Below are 22,477 nucleotides of genomic sequence, written 5' to 3'. Positions count from 1 at the left end.
GGCCCGACGTCGTGTGCGCAGGTCGATATCGACGTCGATTCTTCTTGTGGGTAAGGGGTTTCCCGCGAGCGTGAGGTGATCGTGTTCGGTAGAATCGAACGCATGAGCGATGACGGTGAGTGCTTCGGCGACGACCTGGGTGATGGCCCGGGTCGTCGTCGGGTGCTGCCGGATGGGTTCGCGGAGATGCCTGCCGGTCCGCGGCTTGCTGTGCTGGTCGCCTTGGTGGATCGGAGGGTGTGTAACGGGTTCGAGCTGGGGGAGTCGATCAGGGCTCGTCGGAAGCTCATCAGCCAGCTGGAGGCCGAGTGTCTGGCCGATGTGAACGAGCTTGCCTACACCAGCCCGGGCATGCCGGATGAGCCGGCTGAGCGCAGTGCCGAGCTGGACTCGATGACCCAGGCCGTCCTCGAACCGCTGCTGGGATGGACCGGTTATCACGCCGGCTGGTACCTCGCGCTGGCGCTCACCCTTCCCCGGCTGCCACGGGTGCGGGAGGCGCTGGCGTCCGGCGGGCTGGAGCTCAACGACGTCCGCACGATCGTGGACCGGATCACCGACGCCCACCCCGACCTGTGGGGTGCGATCGAGGACGCGATCTTCCCCAATGTCCTGGAGCTGCGCGGCGGTTTGTTGCGGGCGAAGGTGGAGGCGGAGGTCGTCAAGGCAGATCCAGAAGCGGCGGCGAAGCGTCACCGGGCCGCGCGGAGCGGGCGGAACGTCGCGATCTGGCCCGCCGTCGACGGAGTCGCCGACCTCGCCATTCGGGGCCTATCAGCTGACCAGGCAGCTGAGGCGTACGGCAACATCGACGCCATCGCCCGTGCGGTGAAGTCCACCGGTGACCCGCGCAACCTGGGCCAGTTGCGTGCGGACGTGGCCGCCGCCCTGCTCACCGGCACCGCCGACATCACCGACTGCTCGGCTCCGGCAGTCACCGCTGACCAGGGCGACCCCCAGGACCAGGCCGCGCAGGACCAGGCGGCGCAGCACGAGTCTTGGCAGCGTCCCGCGGAAGGCGACGCTCCGCAGGGGCAGTCCGACGCCGGGCAGGTCGAAGACGAGGCGCGAGCTCAAGACGACGAGCAGCCTGAGAGCGAGACCGAGCAGGGCGGGGAGGGGCACTGTGCCGTTCACAGGTACCCCGACCACGACCTGCACGACAGCTGGTGTGAGTGTGGCGACTGTTCACCGGCGCCGGTCCCCTGCTGCAGTGTGTGCGGGGCGGCCGCGAAGAACGGCGTCCCGGTCCACGACACCGCTGCGCACGAGGCCGCCGACTACCACGCAGCCGCCCAGAATGCAGCAGCACGAGGTGCAGCCGGCGCTAACGAGGTAGGCGGGAACGCGGCGGACAGCAACCCGGCCGCAGCCGCGGAGAATGCGGCCGCAGCCGCGGAGAATGCGGCCGCTGCCAACAGCGACGCTCCTACCACCGCACATTCCGCGGCGGGGCAGCTCCCGCAGCAGAACCGTCGACCCGGCGAAACGGCCGACCCACCTGATCCGCCGGGTCCACCCAACCCGCCACCGGACAACTCGACACCACCACCGACATCGCCACCCTGGTCCTCCACGCAGCCGAGCTGGGGTGCGGTACGAACACGCTCGAAGATCCAGCTGAACGTTCCGCTGACCACCCTGATGGGACTGTCCACCCAGCCCGGTGAACTCGGCGGGTTCGGACCCGTCATCACGGAGGTAGCCGAACGCCTGGTCGCGAACAACCTCACCAACCCCGAAGCCCGCTTCAGTGTCGGGGTCACCCACCCGGTCACCGGACGCCTACTCAGTCTGCATCCGATACCGGCCCGGTTCCTGCGTGGACTGCAGGCAGAGCTCGTGCATGCCCGGGACCAGCGGTGTGTGTGGACCACCTGCCGCAGACCGGCAGCGACGTGTCACCTGGACCACAACACCGAGTATGCCGACGGCGGAGAAACCTCGGTGGACAACATCGCGCCGTTGTGCTCGCGCCACCACAAAGCCAAAACCGAGAGGGACTGGAAACTCCAGCAGACCGGCCCCGGCGAACACACCCTCACCGACCCCTACGGCCGGCAGTACCAATGTCGAGCACCATCCCTCACTGACCCAGCCGAAGACGAGCCGGCAACAGCCAGCGCCACCGCCGGCACGAGGGCGGCCGACGACGACCTACCGCCGTTCTGAGTCAGTCGGGCCGGTGGATACCCGTGCGGCCGTCGATGAGTTCGCGCAGGATGTCCAGGTGTCCGGCGTGCCGCGCGGTGTCTTCCAGTACGTGGATGAGCAGCCAGCGCAGCGTCACCGTCTGGCCGGAGCCGAGCCCCTGCGGCGTCGGGCGCGCATCATCAATGCCCACGTCCCGGATCACGGCGTCGGCCGCGGCGCGAGCGCGGGCGTAGTAGGCGAGGATGCCGGCTGTCGTTTCGTACGGCTCGACTCGCGCATCGGCGTCGCAGTCCTCGGGATCCCACGGAATCCACTCCGACCGGCGTCCGAAGGTTTCGCAGAACCACCCGAACTCGATCGACGCCAGGTGTTTGACCAGACCGAGCATGGTGGTTCCGGAGGGAACCATCGGCGTGCGCAGCTGATCGTCGGTGAGTCCGTCCAGCTTCCACAGCACCGCGTCGCGATGCCGGTCCAGGCTTGCGTGCAGGCTCTCCTTCTCGCCGCCGGTGAACGGCACTTCGCGGCTCACGTCGCAGACCTCACAGCGAGCCCGAGTAGTACGGATCACGCATCAGCTGCGCCAGCCGGGCAACCGGTCGTCCGTCGTGTGCGATCCAGGCGAGCCGACCGAACGTCGTGAGCATGGAGTGTTCGGCGTCGCTGAGCGGCCGGACGCTCTGGTAGCCGTCGAGCATGGCCGAGCGCTGCGGGTCGCCCGTACGCGTGTAGCAGTAGGCGAGGTCGTACGCCCGCCAGCCGTATCCGCACATGTCGAGGTCGAAGATCGTGATGTTGTCGTCGGCGTCGAAGTGGTAGTTGAGCGGCTGGATGTCGGCGTGGATGATGCCCCAGCCGGTCGGCCCAGGATCGAACGCGGCGAGCTGCGCGCGGATCTCGCCGGCGTGGTGGCGGATGGTCTGCTCGTCCTCCGCGCCGGCGGCGCGGATCGCCTCGTCCAGTTCGGCAAGCGGCCGGTCGAGCTTGGTGGCCACGTCGAGGTGGTAGCGAGGATGCTCCGGCGTGTGCAGGTCGGCGGTGACGTGGATGGTGGCGAGCGTTTGCCCGACGAGGTACGCCTGGTCGACGGTCAGCTCCCCGGAAGGTGGGGCGCCGGGTGCCCAGGAGAACAGCGAGTAGAACCGTTCGCCCTCGGGTGCTGGGATCGTTCCCAGAAGATCGCCGTTGCGTCGGGGCAGCGGATATGACACCGGAACCTCGTGCCGGTGCAGGTGGGTCAGCAGATCGAGTTCGAACCTGACGTCGCCCTCGCCGCGGAGCCACCACTTGCCCCGGGTGTGCAGGCGGAACGCGTAACTCCCGCCGCCGACGGAAACCTCGTAGGTGTCGTTGTGGCCGGCGAAGAGCAGGCGGCAGTCGTCCGGGACGCCCAGGTCGTACTCGTCTGCGACCAGCCGTGCCACCCACTTCGGGTCGACCGTCGAGTAGAGCACCTCAACGGCCTGTCGGGAGTCCGCCGTAGCGCTGGTACCGGTCGACGGCGCGTGCTCCTCAATGGCCATGACGAAGTCCCTCGGTCGTTGTGGTCCTGGTTGCCTGGTCGAGTTCGGCGAGAAGCTTCTTCGGCGCCACGGTGCGGTAGCTCTCGTCGATCCAGTCGCGCACGAGGTCGAGGTCCGCGTGGGGGAGAGGGACCGTCAACCAGCCCCACTGCCCGAGGCCGCTCATCGTGGTCAAGGTCGCTCCGCCCACGGTGACTGCCTGGTCGTAGGAGGCTCGGAGCTTCACCGAAACCGCCGGCGTCGGGACGTCCGGCCGGCCGAGCCACAAGAACATCGGCCCGTACGCGAGGCCGTTGCCCCTCCGGCGGGGTGGATGATCGATCTTGATCACCCGTTCGCCCCAGGGCAGGTCCTCGATCGCACGCGGCATGGCGAGAGCGAACGCCCGTACCTCGTCCCACGCCCGGGAAGTCATCGGCACACTCTAGGGTCTGTCCTGCGGATCATGGCCGGCCGCGGCAGCGGCGGACCCCGGCCGGTGCCGGAGCTGGACAGCGTAGGTGTGGTGCCCGCTCCCGCGCCCTGCGACGCTTGAGGTGCAGTGAGCGCAGCGCGCATCGAACGAGACGAGAGTAGGGCGGCATGACTGCTACGACGGCGGCACTGGGATCCGAGCTTGGCGTTCCCTACGAGGGGCTGCCGCCTACGGCCACCGCCGACTTCGCGCGCGACGGCTTCATCCACCTGTCGGGGGTGCTGTCGCCGCAGACCATCGCGGAGTACGAGCCCGTGGTCACCGGCGAGGTGATCCGGCTCAACACCCAGCACCTGCCGCTGGCGGAGCGCGACACCTACGGCAAGGCGTTCCTCCAGGTGACCAACCTCTGGGAGCACAACGCGAAGGTCAAGGAGCTGGTCCACTCCGGCCGCCTGGCCGGAATCGCCGCGAAACTCCTCGGCGTGCACGCGGTGCGGCTCTACCACGACCAGGCGCTCTACAAGGAAGCCGGCGGCGGCATCACCCCGTGGCACGCCGACCAGTACTACTGGCCGCTGTCGAGTGACCGGGTGTGCACGATCTGGCTCCCGCTGCAGGAGACGCCGGACGAGATGGGCCCGCTGGCGTTCGCCCGCGGCAGCCACAACTTCTCGACCGGCCGCGATCTGGCGATCAGCGACGAGTCGGAGGCGAAGATCAACCAGCTGGTCGCCGAACAGAACTTCGAGAACGTGGTGGAACCGTTCTCACTCGGCGACGCCAGCTTCCACCGCGGCTGGACGTTCCACCACGCCGGACCGAACCACAGCGGCATTCCGCGCCGGGTGATGACCGTGATCTACATGGACGCCGACATCAGGGTCACCGAGCCGGTCAACGACAACCAGGTGGCCGACCTCGGCTGGATGCCCGGCACCGAGATCGGTCAGGTTCCCGACACGGCGCGCAACCCGGTGCTCTACGACGGCCTGCGGTCCGGCTGAGGGCCGCTCCCGGAACGACACAGAGGACAGGTGGGTGGGATGAGCGGGGGAAGGGCGACATTCGACCGGGACGGTACGGCGTACCCGAGCGGGCTGTACGACACCGCGCAGGTGGCCGAGCCGGTCGAGGGGCTGGACGACGTGGGCGAGGCCGAGGTCGAACGCTACCGGCGGGACGGCTTCCTTCCGGTGAGCCGCGCGCTGTCATCGGAGACGGTGCGCGATGCCGTCGCCGGCCTGGAGGATCTCGCCCGCCCCGACTCGCCGGCGGACGTGCAGTACGAGGCCTGGGCGGAGAAGGTTCTGGACACCTTGACCCCGGCCCAGCGGCTCGACGTGACGCGGAAGTTCATGTCATTCGCGGCGCACGAGTCCCGGCTCGCCGCGATCGCGAACGACCCGAGCATCCTGGACGTGGTGGCTCGCCTGCTCGGCGGCGCCCCGCGGATGTTCCAGGACATGGCGCTGCTCAAGCCACCCGGCGGTGGGCGGGAGAAGCCGTGGCACCAGGACAACGCCTTCTTTCACGTGGTGCCCGGCACCCCGATCGTCGGCGTGTGGATCGCCCTGGACGCGGCCACCGAGGACAACGGCTGCATGCGCGTCATCCGCGGCTCGCACCGTGACGGACCCGTACGCCACGTCCACCTGCGCGACCTGCAGATCTGCGACGGGAACGTGCCGGTCGACCGTGGTGTGGCCGTGCCACTCCCGCCAGGTGGGCTGATGTTCTTCGACGGGCTGCTGCAGCACGGGACGCCGAGCAACGAGACGACGACGCGGCGGCGAGCGCTGCAGTTTCACTACACGGTGGACGAGGTCGCCTCGACGTCCGCCGAGGAGCACGCCGCGGTGTTCGGGATGGCCGACGGCGACGAGTGCTGACCCAGGGGAGGACGGCATGGAACGCCGCGCATCAGAGTCTGTGGTGAGCCGGAGGAACCTTCTCCTCTCGACGGGTACGGCGCTGCTGGTGACGTCAACCAGCGCTTGCGACCTGCTGTCCACCGACCCCACCGCCAGGAAGGGCGGCGGTAAGGAAGGACAGGACTCGTCGGGTACGTCCGCGAAGGAGGCGCCTGGCCTGGCCCAGCAGGTCATGGAGGGAAAGCTGCCGCCGCTCGCGGACCGCATTCCGAAGATCCCGCTCGTCGTCCGGCCTGTCGAGCGCACCGGAAGCTACGGAGGTACGTGGCGGTCCGCGCTGCTCGGCCCGTCCGACACCGCCTGGCTCGGTCGTACTGTGGGCTACGAAGCCTTGCTGCGCTGGGATTCCGGCTGGACGAAGGCGGTCCCCGACATCGCCGAGTCGTTCCAGGTGTCGCCGGACGCCCGGGAGTTCACCTTCAGGTTGCGCGCGGGGATGCGGTGGTCGGACGGCAAGCCGTTCACCGCCGCCGACGTCGTGTTCGCCGTCGACGTGCTGTCCGATCCCGTCCTCTATCCGGCCGGGCTTCCGCTGTACCTGACTACCGGCAAGGGCCCGGCGAAGGCCAGTCGGGTCGACGACCAGACCGTACGCCTCAGCTTTCCGGAGCCGTCCGGGTTGCTGATCGACAACCTGGCGTTCCAGGGCGCGCTCACCGCGATGCCGCGCCACTATCTCCAGCGGTTCCACCGGAAGTCCAACCCGGAGGTCGCCGCGCTGGCCAAGAAGGAGAAGTTCCAGGACTGGGTGGCGATGTTCCTCTCCCGGGCCGACCACTGGGCCAACTCCGACCTGCCGACCCTGTGTGCCTGGAAGGTGGTGAACCCCGTGGGCGAGGGCGGCCGGGTGATCGTCGAACGCAACCCCTACTACTGGAAGACCGACCCCGAGGGCCGCCAGCTGCCGTACCTCGACAGGGTGGTCTTCGACGTCATCGCCGACGCCTCGGTGATCCTGCTGAAGGCGACCAACGGCGAGTTCGACATGCACACCAGGCACGTCAACACCTCACCCAACAAGCCGGTGCTGGCGCGTGGTCGTGGCAAGGGTCACTTCCACTTCGTCGACGTCGAACCCTGCTTCGAGAACCAGATGGTCATCGCGCTGAACCTCACCCACGAGGACCCCGAGCTCCGGAAGGTCTTCCAGAACAGGGACTTCCGGATCGGGCTGTCCTACGCGATCAACCGGCCGGAGCTCGTCAACGCGGTCTTCCAGCGTCAGGGCAGGGCGTGGCAGGCGGCCCCGCGGGGAGTCGCCCTTCTACGACGAGGGGTTCGCCACCCAGTACACCCAGTACGACGAGACGAAGGCCAACGAGATCCTGGACCAGGCCGGGTACGCCAGGCGGGACACCGAGGGGTTCCGGCTGCGACCGGACGGGCAGCGCATCGCGTTTGCCGTGGAGGTGGCGTCGCCGGCCGTCATTCCGTACTGGCCGGAAGCGATGGAGATGGTCCGGTTGTACTGGCAGAAGGTCGGCATCAAGATGTCGGTCAAGCCGGAGGACCGGTCGCTCTTCTACGAACGCAAGGCCGCGAACAAGCCGGACGCCACCGTGTGGACGGGGTCGGCCGGACGGGAGTTCGACGTACTCCTCGATCCGCGGTGGTACTTCCCGTTCAACAGCGAGTCGAACTTCGCGATCCCGTGGGCCACCTGGTTCAGCAGCCGCGGCAAGGACGGCGAGCGCCCACCGGAGGCCACCCGGCGGCAGATGGAGCTCTATCAGCAACTGCAGCGAACGCCTGACAAGGAGGCTCGGTATCGGCTGATGAGGGAGATCCTCGGCATCGCCCGGGAGGAGTTCTACGTCATCGGCACCGTCCTGGAGGAGCAGGGCTACGGGATAGTCAGCGACCGGATGCACAACGTCGTGAGGTCGATGCCGGAGTCCCACATCTACAACACCCCCGCGCCGACGAACCCCGAGCAGTACTTCCAGACCGGCTGACCGGGATGCCCACGTCCGCGGCGCGCGGTCCTACGGTGTGACGGCATTCGCCTCGACGAATGCCAGGTCCACCTCCACGCCAAGGCCGGCCCCGTCCGGCACCGTGACCGTGCCGTCGGCGGCCAGTGTCAACGACTTGTTGACGACGCCCGCGCTGAGCTCGCTCTGCGCGACGTTGAACTCCACCCAGCGGGCTTCGGGCAGGGTGGACAGGAAGTGCAGGCTGTAGGCGTGCAGCAGGTCGGTCAGCCAGGAGTGGGTGACGATCTCCACCCCAGCTCTCGCGGCGTCGGGCGCGAGAGCACTCGCCACAGTGAGCCCACCGCACCGGGACAGGTCCGGCTGCACCACCGCGATCCCGTGGTCGCGGACCAGTCGCCGTAGCTCCCAGATCGTCGCCTGCTGCTCACCGGCCGCGAAGCGAAGGTGCGGGAACTCCGCTGCCAGCACGGCGTACTGCTCGGTGCGCTCCGGATGAACGATGTCCTCCACCCAGTACGGCGCGCCGTCGCCCAACGTCTCCAGCATTGTCGTCGTCTCGGTCATCGTCCGTACCCGCGGCCGGCCCGCGTCTTCGACGTACCAGCCGGGGTCGATCATCAACGCCCGGTCCGGACCGAGCGTCTCCCGCAGCGCCGCGAGGTTGTCCCGGTCCGCGCCCGGGTCGGTCCCGAACCCGCCCCAGCCGAACTTCATCCCGGTGAAGCCGAGGTCGACGTAGCGCTGCGCGGCGGCGGCGTTCTCCTCCGGCGTAGGCCGGAACAGGGTGGACGCGTACGCCGGCAACCGGTCACGCCGGCGACCTCCGAGCGCCTGCGCGAGCGACACCCCGGCGGCCTGTGCCCGGATGGACCAGAGGCAGTTGTCGACCGCCGACATGCAGTGCATGGCGACGCCGCGCCGCCCGTAGTAGGCGGTGGCGACGTACAACTCGTCCCAGATCGCCTCCACGTCGGTGGCGTCCCGGCCGAGAAGCTGCTCGTGGATGGTACGGAAGCCGAGCGCACTCATCCCGCTGCCCTGCAGGACACGAGCGGCGACCGGACCCATGGTCTCCACGTCGGACCAGCCCTCCAGGCCCTCGTCGGTGCGGACCCGTACCAGCAGCAGCCAGTCGCCCTGGTCGGTCGCCTCCGCCGCGCCCGCGTGGGCGCCATAGGTCTGGTTGCCCCGCAACAGGAAAGGAGTGACGTCGGTGATCCTCATGCGGTGCCCTTCCGGCCTGCGGGGCTCGCGTGCGCCGGACGGCCCGGCAGGTCGGACGGCCACGGAATCCGGCGTTCGGCCAGGCACGGCCGGAACCCCTCGGCGTGGGCGACCATCAGCCGGGCACCGGTGACCCGGTCGGAGTCGGCCATCTCGTCGGCGTAGTCGTGGCCGCGCAGGTGACGCATCACGTCCATCTGGCTCGCGTGCGCCCGGATCAGTTCGGCCTTGCGTGCCACGTGGCCGGCGGTGAGCTCGACGAAGTGGGTGGCCTCGAACCCGTAGCCCGCGCCGGTGTCGACGTGGAAGATCCGCGGCACGTGGTCGTTGGCCGGAACGTGTGGCTCGAACGAGCCGAGGTTGGTCCACAACGCGGTGTCGACCACGGCTTTCGCGGTCACCACGTGGTCGGCGTTGTAGTCGTTCGTCCAGTGGGTGAAGATCACCTCGGGATCGACGGTACGCAGCGCCGCGATCAGGTCGTGCCGCAGCGGCTCGTCGTCGTACAGGAACCCGTCCTCGCGACCCAGGCACAGGTAGCTCGCGTCGAACGCCTTCGCGACGGTACGGATCTCCGCCTCCCTCACCGCGACGGCCCGCTCGTGGGAGTCCGGCCCGGAGAACGGGAGACCCTTGTCGCCGCCGGTGAGGGTGACGAACGCGATCTCGTGGCCCTGCTCGTGCAGCCGCAGCAGCGTTCCCAGACAGCGCATCTCGTCGTCAGGGTGGGCGAACACGCATGCATACCTCATGACTGCTCTCCCTCCGTTGACTGGTCTCCCTCCGGCAGCCGGGCGAGTGACACGGACAGCGCGCCGTCCACGGTCAGGAACGAACCGGAGATGTAGCCGGCGCCGGGGGAGGACAGGAAAGCCACGGCCGCGGCGACCTGGCCGACCTCACCCATCGCGCCGAACGGCAGCGCCTTGCCCGCCCGGGCCAGATGCTCCTCGCCGTAGAAGGCCACCTCGCCGGGGGTGGCGATCCAGCCGGGGACGACGGCGTTGACCCGGATCCGCCGGTCGGCCCATTCGTGCGCGAGCGTCCGCACCACCTGGCCGAGCGCGCCGTGCGCGGCGTTGTAGCCGAGGCAGCGCGCGAACGCGTGCGTCTCGTGCAGCGAGCCGATCACGGTGAACGCCGCACCCGGTGACGGCGGGGTGGGCGCGACCGCGAGGGCGCGGAACAACGCGAACGCCGCGAGCGGACCGATGGTGAAGCTGAGCCGCACCGAGTCCAGGCTGAGTTCCAAGGCGGGTACGTGTTCCTCGTGGGCGAGGGCGTGCACGGCGGAGCGGACCTGCCCCACTGCTGCGGCGGCCGCCGCGACGTGCTCCCCGAACGCCGGGTCCGCGGCGTCGGCCGCGACGGGCACCCCGGAGCCGCCGGCCTGCTCGATCGCGGCGACGGTCTCCTTCGCCCGGTCCAGATCCCGGTCCACGCAGACCACCGTGTCGTGGGAGTCGGCGAGGGCCAGGGCACAAGCACCACCGATGCCGCCGCCCGCGCCGGTGACGATCGCGACGGTCGGGCCGCCACCGCCTGCCGACGCCGGCTCAGCCATGGTCGACCGCCCGGCGCAGCAGCTCGACCAGCCGGTCGATCTCGGCGTACATCCGTTCGTCGACCCCACCGGCGACCGGGCCCCGTACCGCCGCGCTGCGGAAGACTCCCTGTCGCACCAGGAGGTACTTCTCGATCGCGACGAAGCTGTCCAGGCTGGTCTGCAGCGAGACCATCTGCGTCAGCGGCCCGGCGATCCGGTAGGCCCGGTCGTAGTCGCCGGCGTTGAGCGCCCGCCACAGCGGGACCAGTGCCCACACCAGGTCACCGGCCGGCATGGTGCCGATCGCTCCGCGCCGGAAACTGTCGACGAGATACATGCCGCCGTTTCCCTCGAGAACGCGTGCCTTCCCGCCGGTCGCGTCCAGCAGTTGGGTCAGCTTGGGCCCGATCGGATGGGCCTCCGGCTTGAACAGCACCCGGTCGGGTAGCTCGGCCTGCAGTCTGGCCTGCAGGTCGATCGACAGCGCCGAACCGACGTAGCCGCTGGCGTCCTGGACGATCACCGGCACCTGTGCGGCGTCTCCGATGGCGAGGAAGTAGTCGAACAGTTCCGCATCACCGGCCCGGCTGAGCGCGGGCGGCGTGGCCATCACCGCGTCCGCGCCGACCGCGGCCGCGTGCCGCGCGTGGCGTACGGCGGTATGGGTGGACTCCGCGCCCACGCTGACCACCGACGCACCCCGCCCGGTGGCCGCACCGCACAGCAGCGTCGCGAGTTCGTCCCGCTCTGCCGTCGACAGCCGCAGCACCTCCGACACCATCCCGATCGCCGCACCGTCCGCACCGTTGTCGAACAGCCACTCCACCTGGCGTACGAACGTTCCGGCGTCAATGTCGCCTTGCTCGTCGAACGGCGTCTGTACCACGCACACGACCCCGCTCACCTCGGCACCGGTCATGGCGCGACCGTCCTCTCCGGCGCATCCGCGCCGTCGTTGGGAACGCCCAACCCGAGCAGGGCAAGGGAGTTCTGTTGGCAGATCCGGTCCACGTCGTCGTCGGTGACGTCGGCCATCCCGAGCGTGCGGCACAGCCCAGCTGCCTTGCGAAGTCCGGCCACGGTGCGCTCGACGGTCGAGAACGGGTAGTCGGTGCCGAACAGGATCCGGTCGAACACGCGGTACTCCTTCGCCGCCGTCAGCGCCTGTGCCAGCTGCCACGGCCGGGTGTCGAGCGCGGACACGTCGACGTAGAAGTGCTCGTGCCGGCGGATCACACTCAGCGCCTCCTCCGCCCACGGATGCCCGAAGTGCGCGATCCACATCCGCAGGTCCGGGAAGCGGCGCGCCACCTGGTCCAGCTGCAACGGCCGGGCGTAGTCGACGATCGCCGCCGGGGTGAACGTCGTTCCCTGGTGCCAGATCACCGGGATCTGGTGGTGCGCGGCGACCTCCAGCAGGTCGAAGCAGGCCGGGTCGTGCGGGTGGAAGTGCTGGTAACACGGGCCGAGCTTGAGTCCCCGCAGCCCCAGCGTCGTGATGGCGTCGTCGAGCAGGGCGGGTGCTCCGGGCCGGTTCGGATTGACGCTGGCGAACCCGATCAGGTTGTCGTGCCCGGCGACCGTGTCCGCAACGTAGTCGTTGGGGACGACGACACCCACCGGCTCGGCGTCGAACGCCAGCACGATCGACGTCCCGGCCGCCTCCGCGGCGTGCCGGTGCTCCTCCGGGGTGACGTTCCAGCTGACCTCGCCCCAGGCCCGGATCTCATCATGTGCCAGCGGATCGCACACGTGTGTGCCGTGTTGGCCCAGATGCGTGTGGACGTCGACGGCGACTTGCGCCTGTGTCATCTATCGGATCCCGTCTCGTTCGGACAGCGTGGCGAACGCCACGGTGTGCGCCGGCAGGAGAATCTGGTGTTCGAACGCGTCGGCGGTGACGACGACCCGTTCCTCCAACGGGTGCAGGGCGAGCGTGTCGGCGCACCAGCGCCGCTGCTCGTCGATCCGGTGAACGGTCAGCAGCTTGGGGCCCGGCGTCAGCCCGGCGTACCGCAGCGTGAGAATTCGGTCCCGGCAGTCCGGCCGGGAAAGGTTGGTGTTCGCCACCAGCACCGACACTGTTCCGGGACCGCTGGCCGCGTAGGCGTGCAGCTCCTCGTGCGACGTCTCGCAGGTCACCTTGGTGTCGCCGAGCCTGCCCAGCAGTTGGTGGACGAAGTACTGCGGTCGCACCTCCCCACGTTCACCGAACAGGCCGAACCGGTGCGGCACCTCGTTCCAGTGCCGCATCATGTGCGCGACACCCTCGGGGGAGAAGAACGGCGCGAACTCGCCCGGATCACACACCTGGTCCCACAGGTGGTAGTAGAACGACCAGGCCGGCCCGGCCTCGTCCATCGCGAGGATCGACGCCGCCACGAGTGCCGCCCGGCGTGGGTCGTCGGCCTGGTCGGCCACGGACACAGCCTCGAACGACGTACTCCACTCGGTGACCATCAGCTCCGGCGCCGGTTCGGGGAACCCCGCCACCAGCCGCATTCCCTCGGTCACTCCCGCCGCGTGTCGCGTCCAGTCGTCGTCGTAGATGTGCCAGGAGATGAAGTCGAGCGGGACGTCGTTCTCACGGCAGTGCTTGACGAAGCCCGGCAGCGGTTCGTTGGTCACCCAGCACGCCGCCGTTCCGCCCACCTTGACGTGTGGTGCGGCCGCACGGATGGCGGGTGCGGTCAGGTCGTAGAACCTCGCGTAGTCGTTCGGGTCGGGGATCAGATACGGCGACCCGCCGTCCTCGCCGATGTCGGTCTCGTTGCCGATCTCCCAGCGGGTGACGAGGTCTCGTTCGACGGAGTAGCGGCGTACCAGCGCGGCGACGACCCGCTGCCACTCGGCGACGTCGTTCGGCATCCACGCCGCGTGGTCGATCCGGTCTTCGTGGTCGAACAACGGGCCGGGCTTGAGGCAGATCGCGGCGACGACCTTCGCGCCGGTGGCGGCGAGGGAGTCCATGTACGGGTCCAGCCGGCTCCAGTCGAACCGCCCGTGCTCGGGATAGATGTCGAAGAACTGCTGGACGAAGATCCGCACCAGCCGCGGGCGCAGCGCCGCCGCGCCCTCGACCACGCGGAGCGGAAGCGGTGAGCTGTTGATGCCGCCCAGCCCGACGGTGTGCCGCCAGAGCTCGGCCGGGCCGCGCTGATCGGCGACGTCGACGCGCACGGTCTCCCGGTCGAGCAGGGCGAAGTCAGGCAGAGCCATGGTGACCTCCGACGTGGGTGAGCCGGCCGTCGATCCGGTAGGCCGAGCCGGTCAGCTCGACCTCGCCGTCGTCGTACGGCTTCTGCCCGGTGTTGACCACGACCTCGGTTCCGTCCGCATAGGTGGTGCGGCTGACCGTGCCGGCGTCGTCGAGGAAGGCGTGCGACAGCATCGGTTGCAGCGCCGTGCGTTCGTGCAGGTGTGCTACCGGGAGGGCCTCCCGGAGCAGGCGTTGCGTCTCGGGGTCCTCCCAGGTCACCCACGACGAGGAGACGGCTACCTCGGCCGCACCGATCACCGGGAAGTACCCGAGCACCGGCGACACCGTGGGCGGGTTGCCGCACATCACGTCGTAGAGGATCTTCGCCCGCGACCAGTCGCCGCCCCAGTAGCTCCTGTTGTACGGGTCGTACTCCCAGCAGTAGGACACCACCGAGTCGTGGTAGACGAGTCCCTGCAGCGGGACGTGCCGCGCGGGCGCGGGAAAGCAGGTCTCCAGGTCGCGGCGGGGGTTGTTGGAGCAGAAGTCCATCACGTCGAACGCCCAGTCGCACCCGCCCTCCGAACCGATCAGGTGTCCCCACCCGGCGACCTCGGCCAGCCAGTCCCGGCGCGCTTCCCGGTCGGTGGACCGGCTCATCGGATGCTCCGATGACCAGCACTCCATCAGCGCCTTGCTCGTGGTGGTGTCGAAGTGCAGCCCGGCGAACGTTCCGGCCCGCTTCCGCAGCCGACGGCCGTGTTGTGCGATCACCGTGTCGCAGAGCCGGGCGTAGCGGTAGTCGCGGTTCACCCAGCCCTGCGGCACCCGCCCGTCCCGGTCGACGGCGAGCATGCCCGGGTCGAAGCTCGGGTCGAAGTCGAGAATGTCCTCCAGGTAGAGCCACGCGAACGGCGTGAAGCCCGCCTCGGCGATCGGCGCCGCGAAGTCCGGAGCGCTGATGAAGGGCTGGTAGTCGTTCAGCCACGGCCCGGCGTCCCACTGCAGGAAGTCGATCGGCCCGAGCAGCCCGCTCCGGTAGCCGATGTCGCGAAGCCCGGCGAGAACCTGGTCGAGCTTGCGGCGCGAGAACGGCAGATAGCCGGTGCTGAAGTACGGCGCACCGACGATCCCGCCGACCGCGGGCCGCTCGGCGATCTTGTCGGCCAGCGACCGGAACCGCCCGGCCGCGACGACCGACTGCCGGTACGCCGACGCCGCCGCGACGTAGCCGGGCTCGTCCAGCAGCGTGTAGGTGACGCGACGGGGGTAGCGGAGTGAGCCGAGAGACGCCGTCCAGCCGACGGCGACCTCCGCTCCGGAGTCTGCGGCGCTGGTGACGGTGAGCTCGACGTCGTCCTGGTCGGCGAAGGTCGCGAGCAACCCACCGTTCGGCGTACTGGCGGACCAGAACGGCATCGACAGCCCGACGGTGTTGCCGCCCGCCACGTCGAAGGTGAAGTCGAGACCATCCCCGGGGGAGGGCTGGTACACGATGCCGTTCGTGGTCTTGAGCGGCAGTGCCAGCTCCACCACGGGCGTACCGTCCGCTCGCAACGCGGGCGGATAGCGCAGCGGCGAGGTCAGCTCGGCGTCGGCCGTCGGAGTGAGTGAGAACGTCACGCCCGAGGGGCCGTCGGCGAGCGCTATCTCGACGGTGACGACAAGACCGCCGAGGCGCAGCACGGCGCGGCAGCCGCGGTCGAGGGCTTCGCACGACTCCAGCCGTACCGTCTCGTGGTGCGCACCACCCGGCATGTCGATCCCGCCGAACGTCCAGCGGTTCGTGCCCGCCGGGTTCTGGATGCTTCCCGCGAGAGTGCCCGGATCGACGCTGAGGACCACTCCCGGCGCCTGCCAGTGCCACGAGGCCCTGCCGTCATCCGTTGAATGCACCGGCGGCGTTCCCTCCGTCGACTGTTCTGGGCGGCTCCCGAACAGGGCCGGCACCGGTGGCGCCCTCGGTGCCGCCGGTGTGGTGATGCTGACGCGATTCTGCTGGAACCGGAGCCTCTGGCCAAGGGAATGGCTCTGTGCGGTCACGGCAGGCCAACTGGACCGGCGACTCCACTCGCCCCCCGGGAGTGCGTCGGCACCCATCCGTGCCCCGAGGCCTTTCGTGAGCGCTGTTCCACTATGCCTTTGCCGCGATTTTGGCCGTACTTTATGGACTTGGAGCTCGCGTTGGTTTATATGAAGTCCGACATTAATCCGTGCCGCTATTTCTTGTACGCACAACAATTGCGTGGAGGGGTGTTCGGAAATCGTCGGCGATGCCGGAATCGGACCGGCCTGGCCGTCGCTGGTCAACCGCGGATCTTGACGCGGTCCATACCTGTACCAAAAGGTAGGTGGGAACGATGTTGCTGAATCGTTTCACCCCTCGAGCGGACTGGAATCCGTGCCATGCGCCAGTACGTCGTCAAACGGTTGGTGATGGCTTTCGCCATCGTCTACTTCGTGGTGTCGCTGTCGTTCTTCATGATCCGGCTGATGCCGGGTAATCCGATGTCCGCACTCGAGGCGCAACTGCAGAAGCAGGGCGGCATGTCTCCGGAGGAGATTCAGCAACGGGTGCAGGCGATCTACGGTCTGACGCCGAATGAGCCACTGGGGCGTCAGTATGTCGACTACATCTGGAACGCGCTCCACGGGGATCTCGGAAACTCGATCAGCGACCCGGGCGAGAGTGTCGTGCACGTCATCGCCAATGCCGCTCCGTGGACGATCTTCATCGTGGGTTCGTCGCTGGTCATCAGTTTCGTCGCCGGTATCGCGATCGGGGCCCTGATGGCGGCCTTCCAGAACAGCGCCTTCGCCAAGGTCATGACGTTCGTGGTGTCGTTCCTCAGCGCCGTCCCCAACTACCTGGTTGCCATCGTGCTGCTCTATCTGCTGACCGACGTCCATCATTATTTCCCCATCTCCGGGGCGTATTCGGTCAACATCACCCCCGGGTTCAGTCTCGGCTTCGTCGGCAGCGCGCTCTATCACGCGATCCTGCCCATAGCCGCGTTCGTCATCACCTCCTTCGGTGCGTGGTCGCTTTCGATGAAGGGCACGGCTGTTTCGGTGCTGGGTTCGGAATACGTGCGGGCGGCGGAGTCGCGCGGTCTCAGTCCCCGGCGGGTCGCGCAGTCCTATGTTGGCCGCAACTCGCTGCTGCCGCAGGTCACCGGCCTGGCGCTGTCGGTCGGGTTCCTCTTCGGCGGCTCGGTGTTCATCGAGTTCTACTTCAGCTACCCCGGCCTCGGCTACTACCTCATCAACTCCATCAACTCCCGTGACTACTCGGTGATGATGGGCTGCTTCCTGCTGATCACGTCCTCGGTGGTGCTGGCGAACTTCGTGGTCGACCTCGTGTATCCGGCGATCGACCCGCGCATCGCCAGACCCGGACTGGCCCGTCGCGCGGAGGAGCAGAAGGAATCGGCCGAGGAGACCGCAGTCGTCGCGAAGGCGGGCGTATGAGCTTTCTCGCCGACTTCTGGCGCATCGCCCGCGCGGACCGAACCGGCCTGGCCGGCGCCGTCGTGGTGGCGATCTATGTGGTGGTCGCCATCATCGGGCCATACGTCGCGCACGTGTCCACCGAGCAGGATCCGATGAAGGCGTACCTCTCCCCGTCGTGGCATCACCTGCTCGGCACCGACTCCTTCGGTCAGGACGTTCTGTCCGAGGTGATCGTGGGAACCCGGCCGATCATGGAGGTCGGCGTCCTCGCCGCGACCATCACGGTGTTCGTGGGCGTCGTGGTGGGACTGGTGAGCGGTTATCTCGGCGGGGCGGCCGACACCGCCATCATGCGAGTCACCGACGTCGTCCTGACCCTCCCCGGCCTCCCCCTCATCCTGATCATCTCCAGTGTCGTCCGTACGTCCAGTCCGGTCGTACTGGCGCTGATCCTCTCGGTCACCGCCTGGGCGGGCCTTGCTCGCGCTGTGCGATCGCAGGCGCTCAGCCTGCGGACCAGCGACTTCATCGAGGCCGCCCGGCTGCAGGGCGCGTCCCTCACCAACGTCGTCGGCCGGCAGTTGCTGCCCAACGTCGGCCCGTACGTCGCGATCCACTTCCTGCTGGCCATCACGGGCGCGATGTACGCCGAGGTGGGTCTCTTCCTGCTCGGCATCGCCCCGGTGAGCGGGACGAACTGGGGCGTCATGATCAACACCGCGATGAACCAGGGCGCGCTCTACACCAGCAAGAGCATGCTCTATCTGTTCTCGCCGATGGCCGCGATCGTCATCCTGCAGGTCGCGTTCGTGTACCTCACCAGGGTCCTGGACAGTCTCTTCAACCCCCGGCTACGGGTCCAATGACCGAGGAGGCGCGAGACATGACCGGCGTGGTCGCGGACCAGACCGCCGTGAAGCGCTCCGGCGACGGGGCGCCGATCGTCGAGGTCGACAACCTCACCGTCAGCTTCGGAAGTGGGCCGGGATCGGTCCGAGCCGTGGAGAACGTGAGCCTGGCCGTCCAGCCCGGAGACATCTACGCGTTGGTCGGAGAGTCCGGGTGCGGCAAGTCCACGCTCGCCTATGCGTTGCTCGACATCGTTCCGCCACCGGGACGGACGGCCGAGGGCGAGGTGAGGTTCAAGGGAGTCGCGTTGGGGGGTCTGCGCCGCAAGGACCTGCGCAAGCTGCTCGGCCTGGAGATCTCCATGGTCTTCCAGGCGGCCATGAACGCGTTCAACCCGGTCATCACCATCGGGGACCAGGTGGAGCACGTCCTTCAGGCACATCCGGAGGTGTTCTCCGATCCTCGGGACGGCCGAGCGTACTTCGAGCACCTGCTGGAGCTCGTACGCCTGCCGCCGGCCGTCGTCTGGGACGCGTTCGAGAGCCAGCTGTCGGGCGGCATGAAGCAACGGGTGTCCATCGCCCTGGCGTTGCTGCTCAAACCGTCGGTGGTGGTGCTGGACGAGCCGACCACTGCTCTGGACGTACTCAACCAGCGGCTGGTCATCGACATCCTCCGGCGCCTGCACCGCGAGCTCGGCGTCACCATCATCTTCGTCACCCACGACCTCGCCGTGGTGGCAGAGCTGGCCACCCGGGTGGCCGTGATGTACGCCGGACGACTGGTCGAGGCGGGCACGGTCCGGGAGATCTTCAAGTCCCCGCGACGTCATCCGTACGTGCAGGCGCTGGTCGACGCCATCCCGAGCGTTCTGGAGAAGGGCCTCCTGGTCCGGCCCATCGCCGGGGAGGTACCCAACCTCGCCGACCTGCCGCCGGGCTGCCGGTTCGCCCCACGCTGTCCATCGGCCCAGCACGTCTGCACCCAGGCGGAGCCGCCGCTGCTCGCCGACAAGCAGCATCTCGTCGCGTGTCACGTGGTGAACGAGGACCTGGAGGTGACGGCCCGATGAGCCTGCTCGAAGTGGACCACCTGACCCACCGGTACGCCACCACGAAGGCACGTCCGGTCCTGCAGGACGTGAACCTCGCGGTCGAACCCGACGAGGTGGTCGCCCTGGTCGGTGAGTCCGGGTGCGGCAAGACGACCCTCGGCAAGATCATCGCCGGCCTGACCCAGCCGAGCGGCGGAACGGTCCGGTACGAGGACAAGGACATCCAGTCGCTGCGGGGCAGGGCGAAAACGGCGTGGCGTCGGGACGTCCAGCTGGTCCACCAGGATCCGTACAGCTCCCTCAACCCGGGCCTTTCCATCGGCACCACGCTCGGCTACGGCCTGCGGCGGCACGGCCTCGCCACGCACCGGACCGTGGAGAAGCGGTTGCTGGAGACTCTGCAGCAAGTAGGACTTGACGCCACGCCGGCGTTCCTGCACCGCTATCCGCACCAGCTGTCGGGTGGGCAGCGGCAACGTGTCGCGATCGCCCGTGCCATCAGCCTCGAGCCACGCCTGGTCGTCGCGGACGAGGTGACCAGCATGCTGGACGTCTCGATGCGGGTGGCCATCCTGAACCTCCTGCTGAAGTTCCGCGAGGAACGCCAGATCAGTTTCGTGTTCATCAGCCACGACTTCGGTGTCGTTCGCTACTTCACCAGGGGTGGCCGCATTCTGGTGATGTTCTACGGCGTGGTGGTCGAGGAGGGGCCCACGGAGCAGATCATCACCCAGCCGCGGCACCCCTACACGTACCACCTTCTTCGAGCCATCCCGGTGCCCGATCCCGACGTCGCCGAAATCCGCCGCGACGAGGACGTCGCCCACCGGCTCCAGGGAGAGCCCTCGCCCACTGGTTGTGTGTTCGCCAACCGCTGCCCCTTCGCGGAGGACCGCTGCCGCGAGGCGCCCCCGCTGGCCGAGGTGGCTCCGGGGCACCGGGCTGCGTGCTTCTTCCCCGATCGGGTTCCCCCACTCACCGAACTCACGAGCCTGGGGGGACCGACTGACGCGGCTGGAACCGGTGGCCGCCTTCGCCACACCGAAGAGACAGGGCACGCAACGTAGGAGGGAACCATGAGAACAGCGAGGTCTCGAAGGGCGATGGCGGTACTCGTCGTGGCCGCCGTGCTCTCCCTGGTGGCCGCCGCGTGCAGTGGCGGCGACAGCGGCGGTGGCGGCGGTGGCGGCGAGAACATCGGCAAGGCCACGGACAAGGCAGTGGTCGATCCGGCGAAGTTCTCGGCGACGACGACCGCGCTCCGGATCGCCAACCCGCAGTGGAGCAGCGGCGTTTCCTACAATCCGTACAGTCCGAACCCGGAGCCGTTCCTCAACCTGTCACTGCTCAACCTGGGCGCCTACTTCAACACCCTCCGCCCTGGTGCCAACCCGTACTTGCCCGAGATGGCGTCGAGCTGGAAGGTCAGTGGCCACGAGATCACGTTCAACCTGCGTGAGGGAACGAAGTGGCAGGACGGCAAGCCCTTCACGGCCAAGGACGTGATGGACAGCTTCCTGCTGGCCGGTGCGAACGGAAACTCGGTGTGGGCGGACATGTCCGGCCTGTCCGCTCCCAACGACCATCAGGTCGTGGTGAAGCTCCAGGACTGGGTCGTCGTGGACAACGCCATGTCGTCCATCATGAGCATCTGGATGTTGCCTTCCAGCCAGTACGGGAGTCTCCTTCCGGCCGGGTTCGACAAGAGCCTGCTCAGCTACTGGCACACGTACAACTTCCTGAATCCCACCCAGGAGAGCATCAAGGCGGCCTCGGACTCACCGGCGGGCAAGGCCGTGTTGACGACCGGCACCAACCTGGCGAAGTTCAAGCCGGCCAAGCTCATCGGGAACGGCCCCTACCTGCTTCAGAACTCCGGCGTGAGCGGAATTCTGTTCAAGAAGTGGATGGGCTGGTGGGACCAGAAGAGCATCCGCGTTCCGTGGGTCCAGATCGTTCCCGCGAGCGTCACAGCGGCCTTCGGCGGACTGTCCGGCGGCACCATGGATTTCGAGGAGTTCTCGCAGTTCACCGACCCGCAGGTGGACAAGCTGAAGGCCTCGGGCACTGGACACTACGTCTTCATCCCGTCGCCGGTGCAGCAGGAGAGCCTGGTGTTCCACCTGGGCACCTATCCGTACAACCTGCGTGAGGTCCGGCAGGCGTTCGCGTACATCATCAAGCGCAAGCAGCTCACCCAGCTGGACATGGGCGGCAAGCTGATCCAGGACCCGCCCGCGATCGCCCCCGACGGCATCAACGACGCGATGGCGGTGCCGAAGTACATCACCAGGGCCCAGCTGAAGGCCATGAACCCCTACGACTACAACCCGGCCAAGGCGAAGCAACTGCTGGAGAGCGTGGGGTTCACGAAGAAGAACGGCAAGTGGTACACGCCCAAGGGTGACCAGTGGAAGGTGACGATCACCGAGGAGGCGGGGAACTCGCAGTTCGACCAGGACGGTGTGGCCATCGCGAACATGCTGATGCACTTCGGGATCAAGGCCGAGGAGGTGAACGTGAACTCGGGGACCTACTACAACCAGATGCTGGACGGCCAGTTCGCGGTCACCGAGTGGTTCATGGACTGGGGTGGCACGCCGAACCCGCTGGCGGACTTCTCCTCGACGTTCGCCCCGGGTGCCCTGCCGGCGTGGAACTACCCGATCTGGTACGACGGCAAGGGAGAGTTCCACGGGCACGTGGCGATCGGCGTCGGACCGTACGCGGACGTTCCCGGTCTGGGCAAGGTGCATATCGCCGCGACGCTGAACCGTCAGGTCAACCAGGCGCCGAAGAGCAAGTGGGCGGAGTACACCTACGACTGGGCTCGCTGGATCAACCGGGACCTACCGATCCTGCCGCTGTACAACAACGCGTTCCACGAGGCGTACAGCACCAGCCGTTACACGAAGTTCCCGCCTGACTCGGAGAAGTGGCTGTGGACCGGGCTCGGCGGAGCGGCCCAACCGGTGACGTGGATGCAGGCCGGATATCTCCAGATGAAGAAGGGAAGCTAGCGCCGCACCCGGACGGCGCCGTCGTACGGTCAGGACGGGGGCGGCGGGGATCCACCCGAAGTGGTCCAAATGCCGCACCCGTCCACCGACCGGGGCCAGGACCGGCGATGACGTCCGGAGCCGAGCAGTCGGCCGCCGATGGCCACATTGGCGACGAGCCGATGAATTT

The 22,477-nt window shown here is 68.2% G+C and carries 19 protein-coding genes and 2 pseudogenes; 11 read left to right on the top strand and 10 right to left on the bottom strand.

Going from position 1 to position 22,477, the window contains the following annotated elements; all coding sequences use genetic code 11:
* The first annotated feature begins 102 nt into the window (after positions 1–102).
* Positions 103–2,172 (top strand): HNH endonuclease signature motif containing protein, encoded by a 2,070-nt coding sequence (locus F4554_RS24635; protein ID WP_179789773.1) that lies wholly within the window; start codon positions 103–105, stop codon positions 2,170–2,172.
* 1 nt (position 2,173) lies between these two features.
* Here F4554_RS24635 and F4554_RS24630 read toward each other — a convergent pair whose 3' ends face one another.
* The 3 genes from F4554_RS24630 to F4554_RS24620 are packed head-to-tail and all read right to left on the bottom strand — an operon-like array spanning position 2,174 to position 4,092.
* On the bottom strand, positions 2,174–2,686 hold the full coding sequence (locus tag F4554_RS24630; protein ID WP_179789772.1) for a mycothiol transferase: 513 nt from the start codon (positions 2,684–2,686) through the stop codon (positions 2,174–2,176).
* A 10-nt stretch (positions 2,687–2,696) separates the two neighbouring features.
* Complete coding sequence (locus F4554_RS24625; RefSeq protein ID WP_179789771.1) at positions 2,697–3,677, bottom strand: homoserine kinase; 981 nt, start codon at positions 3,675–3,677, stop codon at positions 2,697–2,699.
* Positions 3,667–4,092: an MmcQ/YjbR family DNA-binding protein gene (locus F4554_RS24620; protein WP_179789770.1), complete on the bottom strand. Its 426-nt coding sequence runs from the start codon at positions 4,090–4,092 to the stop codon at positions 3,667–3,669. The genes F4554_RS24625 and F4554_RS24620 overlap by 11 nt, the downstream gene beginning before the upstream one ends.
* A 167-nt stretch (positions 4,093–4,259) precedes the next feature.
* Here F4554_RS24620 and F4554_RS24615 point away from each other — a divergent pair, with 167 nt between their 5' ends.
* The 5 genes and pseudogenes from F4554_RS24615 (at position 4,260) to F4554_RS31625 (ending at position 7,981) form a co-directional block, all read left to right on the top strand.
* Positions 4,260–5,099 (top strand): phytanoyl-CoA dioxygenase family protein, encoded by an 840-nt coding sequence (locus F4554_RS24615; protein WP_179789769.1) that lies wholly within the window; start codon positions 4,260–4,262, stop codon positions 5,097–5,099.
* Between the two features lie 39 nt (positions 5,100–5,138).
* Complete coding sequence (locus F4554_RS24610; RefSeq protein WP_179789768.1) at positions 5,139–5,984, top strand: phytanoyl-CoA dioxygenase family protein; 846 nt, start codon at positions 5,139–5,141, stop codon at positions 5,982–5,984.
* A 16-nt stretch (positions 5,985–6,000) separates the two neighbouring features.
* Positions 6,001–7,248 (top strand): annotated as a pseudogene (locus F4554_RS24605) (ABC transporter substrate-binding protein); the annotation flags it as partial.
* A 91-nt stretch (positions 7,249–7,339) separates the two neighbouring features.
* Positions 7,340–7,543: pseudogene (locus F4554_RS34125) on the top strand (hypothetical protein); the annotation flags it as partial.
* A gap of 258 nt (positions 7,544–7,801) precedes the next feature.
* Entirely contained in the window at positions 7,802–7,981 is a 180-nt protein-coding gene (locus tag F4554_RS31625) for a hypothetical protein (RefSeq protein ID WP_202889448.1), read from the top strand.
* Between the two features lie 30 nt (positions 7,982–8,011).
* Here F4554_RS31625 and F4554_RS24600 read toward each other — a convergent pair whose 3' ends face one another.
* Genes F4554_RS24600 through F4554_RS33805 form a run of 7 tightly spaced genes read right to left on the bottom strand, consistent with a single transcriptional unit; the run spans position 8,012 to position 15,828 of the window.
* Entirely contained in the window at positions 8,012–9,187 is a 1,176-nt protein-coding gene (locus F4554_RS24600) for a mandelate racemase/muconate lactonizing enzyme family protein (protein ID WP_179789767.1), read from the bottom strand.
* Positions 9,184–9,939 (bottom strand): PIG-L deacetylase family protein, encoded by a 756-nt coding sequence (locus tag F4554_RS24595; RefSeq protein ID WP_179789766.1) that lies wholly within the window; start codon positions 9,937–9,939, stop codon positions 9,184–9,186. Before F4554_RS24595 ends, F4554_RS24600 begins: the two co-directional genes overlap by 4 nt.
* A complete protein-coding gene (locus tag F4554_RS24590; RefSeq protein ID WP_179789765.1) occupies positions 9,936–10,751 on the bottom strand; it encodes an SDR family NAD(P)-dependent oxidoreductase in 816 nt (271 codons plus the stop codon). Before F4554_RS24590 ends, F4554_RS24595 begins: the two co-directional genes overlap by 4 nt.
* Positions 10,744–11,652: a dihydrodipicolinate synthase family protein gene (locus F4554_RS24585; RefSeq protein ID WP_179789764.1), complete on the bottom strand. Its 909-nt coding sequence runs from the start codon at positions 11,650–11,652 to the stop codon at positions 10,744–10,746. Before F4554_RS24585 ends, F4554_RS24590 begins: the two co-directional genes overlap by 8 nt.
* A complete protein-coding gene (locus tag F4554_RS24580) occupies positions 11,649–12,545 on the bottom strand; it encodes an amidohydrolase family protein (protein WP_179789763.1) in 897 nt (298 codons plus the stop codon). Before F4554_RS24580 ends, F4554_RS24585 begins: the two co-directional genes overlap by 4 nt.
* Positions 12,546–13,952, bottom strand: coding sequence for a GH39 family glycosyl hydrolase (locus F4554_RS24575; protein ID WP_179789762.1), 1,407 nt, complete (start codon positions 13,950–13,952; stop codon positions 12,546–12,548).
* The gene (locus tag F4554_RS33805; RefSeq protein WP_179789761.1) at positions 13,939–15,828 is read right to left on the bottom strand and encodes a glycoside hydrolase family protein; all 1,890 of its coding nucleotides are present in this window, start codon (positions 15,826–15,828) and stop codon (positions 13,939–13,941) included. The genes F4554_RS24575 and F4554_RS33805 overlap by 14 nt, the downstream gene beginning before the upstream one ends.
* 510 nt (positions 15,829–16,338) lie before the next feature.
* Here F4554_RS33805 and F4554_RS24565 point away from each other — a divergent pair.
* Genes F4554_RS24565 through F4554_RS24545 form a run of 5 tightly spaced genes read left to right on the top strand, consistent with a single transcriptional unit; the run spans position 16,339 to position 22,308 of the window.
* Entirely contained in the window at positions 16,339–17,403 is a 1,065-nt protein-coding gene (locus tag F4554_RS24565) for an ABC transporter permease (protein ID WP_179789760.1), read from the top strand.
* On the top strand, positions 17,400–18,251 hold the full coding sequence (locus F4554_RS24560; RefSeq protein WP_179789759.1) for an ABC transporter permease: 852 nt from the start codon (positions 17,400–17,402) through the stop codon (positions 18,249–18,251). The genes F4554_RS24565 and F4554_RS24560 overlap by 4 nt, the downstream gene beginning before the upstream one ends.
* Before the next feature lie 17 nt (positions 18,252–18,268).
* Positions 18,269–19,306 (top strand): ABC transporter ATP-binding protein, encoded by a 1,038-nt coding sequence (locus tag F4554_RS24555; protein ID WP_179789758.1) that lies wholly within the window; start codon positions 18,269–18,271, stop codon positions 19,304–19,306.
* Positions 19,303–20,355 (top strand): ABC transporter ATP-binding protein, encoded by a 1,053-nt coding sequence (locus F4554_RS24550; protein ID WP_179789757.1) that lies wholly within the window; start codon positions 19,303–19,305, stop codon positions 20,353–20,355. The genes F4554_RS24555 and F4554_RS24550 overlap by 4 nt, the downstream gene beginning before the upstream one ends.
* 9 nt (positions 20,356–20,364) lie before the next feature.
* Positions 20,365–22,308 (top strand): ABC transporter substrate-binding protein, encoded by a 1,944-nt coding sequence (locus tag F4554_RS24545; RefSeq protein ID WP_179789756.1) that lies wholly within the window; start codon positions 20,365–20,367, stop codon positions 22,306–22,308.
* Positions 22,309–22,477: the final 169 nt, after the last annotated feature.

This window comes from Actinopolymorpha rutila, assembly GCF_013407855.1.
Classification (GTDB): domain Bacteria; phylum Actinomycetota; class Actinomycetes; order Propionibacteriales; family Actinopolymorphaceae; genus Actinopolymorpha; species Actinopolymorpha rutila.
Note: the sequence above shows the minus strand (reverse complement) of the source record. Positions and strands in the feature narration are given on the sequence as shown.

What these genes read in the sequence shown, in the direction of transcription:
- F4554_RS24595 (WP_179789766.1), bottom strand. Translation starts at nt 9,939, where the DNA reads ATGAGGTATGCATGCGTGTTCGCCCACCCTGACGACGAGATGCGCTGT.
- F4554_RS24545 (WP_179789756.1), top strand. Translation starts at nt 20,365, where the DNA reads ATGAGAACAGCGAGGTCTCGAAGGGCGATGGCGGTACTCGTCGTGGCC.
- F4554_RS24635 (WP_179789773.1), top strand. Translation starts at nt 103, where the DNA reads ATGAGCGATGACGGTGAGTGCTTCGGCGACGACCTGGGTGATGGCCCG.
- F4554_RS24610 (WP_179789768.1), top strand. Translation starts at nt 5,139, where the DNA reads ATGAGCGGGGGAAGGGCGACATTCGACCGGGACGGTACGGCGTACCCG.
- F4554_RS24590 (WP_179789765.1), bottom strand. Translation starts at nt 10,751, where the DNA reads ATGGCTGAGCCGGCGTCGGCAGGCGGTGGCGGCCCGACCGTCGCGATC.
- F4554_RS31625 (WP_202889448.1), top strand. Translation starts at nt 7,802, where the DNA reads ATGAGGGAGATCCTCGGCATCGCCCGGGAGGAGTTCTACGTCATCGGC.
- F4554_RS24555 (WP_179789758.1), top strand. Translation starts at nt 18,269, where the DNA reads ATGACCGGCGTGGTCGCGGACCAGACCGCCGTGAAGCGCTCCGGCGAC.
- F4554_RS24580 (WP_179789763.1), bottom strand. Translation starts at nt 12,545, where the DNA reads ATGACACAGGCGCAAGTCGCCGTCGACGTCCACACGCATCTGGGCCAA.
- F4554_RS24600 (WP_179789767.1), bottom strand. Translation starts at nt 9,187, where the DNA reads ATGAGGATCACCGACGTCACTCCTTTCCTGTTGCGGGGCAACCAGACC.
- F4554_RS24615 (WP_179789769.1), top strand. Translation starts at nt 4,260, where the DNA reads ATGACTGCTACGACGGCGGCACTGGGATCCGAGCTTGGCGTTCCCTAC.
- F4554_RS24620 (WP_179789770.1), bottom strand. Translation starts at nt 4,092, where the DNA reads ATGACTTCCCGGGCGTGGGACGAGGTACGGGCGTTCGCTCTCGCCATG.
- F4554_RS24560 (WP_179789759.1), top strand. Translation starts at nt 17,400, where the DNA reads ATGAGCTTTCTCGCCGACTTCTGGCGCATCGCCCGCGCGGACCGAACC.
- F4554_RS24550 (WP_179789757.1), top strand. Translation starts at nt 19,303, where the DNA reads ATGAGCCTGCTCGAAGTGGACCACCTGACCCACCGGTACGCCACCACG.
- F4554_RS24625 (WP_179789771.1), bottom strand. Translation starts at nt 3,677, where the DNA reads ATGGCCATTGAGGAGCACGCGCCGTCGACCGGTACCAGCGCTACGGCG.
- F4554_RS24565 (WP_179789760.1), top strand. Translation starts at nt 16,339, where the DNA reads ATGCGCCAGTACGTCGTCAAACGGTTGGTGATGGCTTTCGCCATCGTC.
- F4554_RS24575 (WP_179789762.1), bottom strand. Translation starts at nt 13,952, where the DNA reads ATGGCTCTGCCTGACTTCGCCCTGCTCGACCGGGAGACCGTGCGCGTC.
- F4554_RS24585 (WP_179789764.1), bottom strand. Translation starts at nt 11,652, where the DNA reads ATGACCGGTGCCGAGGTGAGCGGGGTCGTGTGCGTGGTACAGACGCCG.